The sequence below is a fragment of the Haladaptatus sp. genome (genome assembly GCF_049589095.1).
In the GTDB taxonomy this organism is placed as follows: Archaea; Halobacteriota; Halobacteria; order Halobacteriales; family Haladaptataceae; genus Haladaptatus.
Map to the genome: position 1 here is coordinate 1 of NZ_JBAWAC010000441.1, position 2305 is coordinate 2305.

4 protein-coding genes are annotated in these 2305 nt (G+C 62.7%); 1 reads left to right on the plus strand and 3 read right to left on the minus strand.

Annotated elements, in window-relative coordinates; genetic code table 11:
• On the plus strand, positions 1-223 hold a 223-nt coding region (locus WBV42_RS13840; RefSeq protein ID WP_423986545.1), incomplete at its 5' end, for an aldo/keto reductase.
• Positions 224-255: 32 nt separating this feature from the next.
• Here the strand turns inward: WBV42_RS13840 and WBV42_RS13845 are convergent.
• The 3 genes from WBV42_RS13845 to WBV42_RS13855 all read right to left on the minus strand — a co-directional run.
• Entirely contained in the window at positions 256-1134 is an 879-nt protein-coding gene (locus WBV42_RS13845; RefSeq protein ID WP_423986546.1) for an SMP-30/gluconolactonase/LRE family protein, read from the minus strand.
• A gap of 113 nt (positions 1135-1247) precedes the next feature.
• The gene (locus tag WBV42_RS13850) at positions 1248-1502 is read right to left on the minus strand and encodes a hypothetical protein (RefSeq protein WP_253225812.1); all 255 of its coding nucleotides are present in this window, start codon (positions 1500-1502) and stop codon (positions 1248-1250) included.
• A gap of 2 nt (positions 1503-1504) precedes the next feature.
• On the minus strand, positions 1505-2305 hold an 801-nt coding region (locus WBV42_RS13855; RefSeq protein ID WP_423986547.1), incomplete at its 5' end, for an ABC transporter substrate-binding protein.

Sequence of the window (2305 nt, forward strand, 5' to 3'; positions counted from 1 at the left end):
GGTTCGATCGGTCGCGGACGAGGTGGATGCGACGCCCGCGCAGGTGTCGCTTCGCTGGTTGATGGACCACGACGACTTCACCTGCGTCCCGATCATCGGCGCACGCACGCCCGAGCAGTTGGACGAGAACGTCGCGGCATGTGACATCGACCTCTCCGGGGAACAGTGGGACCGTATCATGGACGCCCGATACAAGGACGACGACACGCTCTGGGGGCACTGACCGTACTTACGGTGACTGCCCACCGTGACCGCTCACGGGGAGACGTCCGAGCGGAACTCCGGACGACCGGCGACGTCCGGCGAGAACCGAAACAGGGCACCCGCACCGTCGCCTTCTTCCTCCCGCGATCTCGGTTCGCCCTCACCCGGACCGAGAGCGGTCGTGACGTACGCGTCCTCGTATCCCTCGCCGCCGAACGTCACGCAGGAGACCTTCCGCGCGGGAAAGTCGATACGTCGATCCTCTTCGCCGTCCGGCGTGTAGCGGACGAGACATCCCCCGTTCCAGTAGGCGGTCCAAACGTACCCGTCCGCATCGACGGTCATCCCGTCGGGACTTCCCTCCTCGTCCGTCGTATCGACGAACACGTCCCGGTTCGAAATCTCCCCCGTCTCCGCGTCGTACTCGAATCGATACACCGACTCCGCCTCGGTCTCGTTGAAGTAGAATCCGGAGCGGTTCGGGGTGAACCCCATTCCGTTCGGAATCTGCAACCCGTCGAGCACCTTCGTGATCGTCCCGTCGGGGTCGAGCCGATACAGGCCGCCGAGGTGGTCGTCGCTCGGCATCGTGCCGCAAAAGACCCGCCCTTCCGGGTCGGCGATCACGTCATTGAAGCGCGTGTCGCGTTCTTCCGGAATCTCTTCGATGACGGTCTCCGTCGTTCCGTCGCGCCAGATTTCGACCTTCCCGGCGTCCTCGAACAGCAGCAGCGATCCGTCCTTCTGGATGGTGAACCCGCCGATGGCGTCCGCCTCGTAGCACTGTTCGTGCTCGTCCGTCGCCGGGTCGTATCGAAGCAGCTTGCCGTTCGGAATGTCGAGCCAGTAGAGGCGCTTTTCGTCCGGGTGCCAGAGCGGTCCTTCGCCGGTGTGATTGTGGGTATCCGCGACGCGTGTCGGTTCGGGCATACGTTCCGTTTCGTCGGTGTGCCAGATAAAATTTGATGCGAGCGCTCCCGTCGGTTAGCGGTCCGTCTCGTGCGGGTCGCATTCGGTGACGTACCGTTCGGCACGTTCGGCCCTCAGGTATCCAATCCTTCGACGATTCGGTCCGGGTCGATGTCGCGAGCGCGCAGGCGTTCCTCGATGGCACAAAGGGCCTGTATAGTCCGGTCGTCGATACCGTACTCCCGGAGGAGGAGGCTATTGCGTCGGTACCCATCGACCAATCGTTCGTCGGACCACTCGTCGTACGGTGACGCCGGGGACGTCCCGACGTCACTCCGACGAAGGTTTCGATTCATCTTTTCGGCGATCCGGACGGTTTCGTCGACCATCGTTAGAAGTCCCCCTTGATGATATCCGCGACTTCTTGACGGTCGAACAGTTGTTCGTCCGCCGGGAACTCGGGGTACGGTCCGCCGTCGGAGGTGGACCACTCGCCGAACTGCTCGGGGTAGAACTGCTTGGCGCTCATCTCCAACTGGAAGAGGTTCAGGATCGGCCCCTGATAACGCGCCCCTTGCGGGTAGACGTGGCCGTTCTCGACCGCGGAAATCTTCGCGGCGACGGGGTCGGATTCGAGCGTCGAGCGGAGGTCGTTCATGCTCACGTCCGGTTGCATCCCGCCGAGGAACAGTATCACGTCCGGATTCGCCTGCAACATCGCCTCCAAGTCGACCGTCGCCCCGGAATCGACTGATCCACCGAACGCGTCGTTGGGCCGTAGCGGTCGCGTGTGTGCCGTCAGGAATCCCGGACTGACGACCGGATACGCCCAGATCTGCTTCGTCACGTCACCGGCGGTGATCATCGCCACGCTCGGACGCTCGTCCTTCGGCGGGAGACCGTCTCGTATCGTTGAGAGGAGGTCGTCGTGAACGCTGGCGAGCGCCTCGTAGCGTTTCTCCTCGCGGAACACCTTTGCGACCTTCTCGAACTGCTCCCACAGGGTGTAGTACTGATAATCGCCGGTCCACTCGGAAGTCACCGTCTGCTCGCGCGCGCTCAACGAATTGCCGAACCACGGCGCGATGTTGTCGGCGATTTCGTCGATGTCTTTCATGTTCCAATTGTCGAGTTGAATCACCGACGCGGGGTCGGCCAAGTGAACGTCGCTGTCGAGTGCGTAGAGTTTCTC

Bases quoted from the DNA above. Each gene is read 5' to 3' on its own strand.
- WBV42_RS13845 (WP_423986546.1), bottom strand. From the start codon at position 1,134: ATGCCCGAACCGACACGCGTCGCGGATACCCACAATCACACCGGCGAA.
- WBV42_RS13850 (WP_253225812.1), bottom strand. From the start codon at position 1,502: ATGGTCGACGAAACCGTCCGGATCGCCGAAAAGATGAATCGAAACCTT.